The 1001-nt window shown below is 62.1% G+C and carries 2 protein-coding genes; both read right to left on the bottom strand.

The genetic code is table 11. From position 1 onward, the window contains the following. Positions 1-368: ATP-binding cassette domain-containing protein (locus CHB96_RS29330; RefSeq protein WP_141136608.1), on the bottom strand; the 368-nt coding region annotated here is incomplete at its 3' end. Positions 369-374: 6 nt separating this feature from the next. Next, on the bottom strand, positions 375-1001 hold a 627-nt coding region (locus CHB96_RS29325), incomplete at its 5' end, for an ABC transporter permease (protein ID WP_141136607.1).

Below are 1001 nucleotides of genomic sequence, written 5' to 3'. Positions count from 1 at the left end.
AGTTCCTGGCCGAGGAAGAAGTTGCGCCACACCGGCATCAACGACACCACCGCGAGGTCTTGGTACACGGTGGCGATGCCTTTGCCGAGTGCGTCTTTCGGGGAGGTGAACTTGGTGTCGACGCCGTCGACGAGCAGTTCGCCTTCGGTCTGCTGGTGCAGCCCGGCCATGATCTTGATCAGCGTGGATTTTCCGGCACCGTTGTCGCCGAGGACACCGGTGACTTCCCCAGCGCCCACACGCAGGTTGATGCCGGACAGGGCGATGATGTTGCCGTAGGACTTGCCGACGTTCTTCAGCTCGATCAGTGGTGTCTTCCCGCCGCCCGCGGGTGCGTGGTCGACGGGGGTTTCAGCGTGTGTGGTCATGGCAGGTCACCTTTTCGCGGCGTAGTTGCGGAAGCTGTTGTTGGCGATGACCGCGAACAGCAGCATCGCGCCGAGGAAGAATTTGAACCAGTCGGGGTTCCAGCCGGCGTAGACGATGCCCTGGTTGGCCATGCCGAAGATGAACGCTCCGATCATCGCACCGACGGTGGTACCGAAACCACCGGTCAGCAGGCAGCCTCCGATGACGGCGGCGATGATGTACAGGAACTCGTTACCGACGCCCTGTCCGGATTGGACGGTGTTGAACGCGAACAGCAGGTGCATGCCGACGAACCAGGCGCAGAATCCGACGAACATGAACAACCCGATTTTCACTGCCGTGACCGGGACACCGATCGCGCGGGCCGAATCCTGGTTGCCGCCGACGGCGAAGATCCAGTTCCCGATGCGGGTCTTCATCAGCACGTAGGTCGACAGTGCGGTCAGCAGCAGCCACCACAGGACGGTGATGCGGATGGAGACGCCGCCGATGGTGAAGGAGGAGGCGAACACTTTCTTGGCCGAGTCGAAGCCGTCCATGTCGGAGATCGACGGGGTCGCGACCTGCCCGGTGACGAGTTTGGTGACGGCGAGGTTGATGCCGGTGAGCATCAGGAAGCTCGACAGGGTGAT

It is taken from the genome of Rhodococcoides kyotonense, from assembly GCF_900188125.1.
Classification (GTDB): domain Bacteria; phylum Actinomycetota; class Actinomycetes; order Mycobacteriales; family Mycobacteriaceae; genus Rhodococcoides; species Rhodococcoides kyotonense.
The sequence above is the reverse complement of the archived record's forward strand: the minus strand, read 5'-3'. Positions and strand labels throughout refer to the sequence as shown.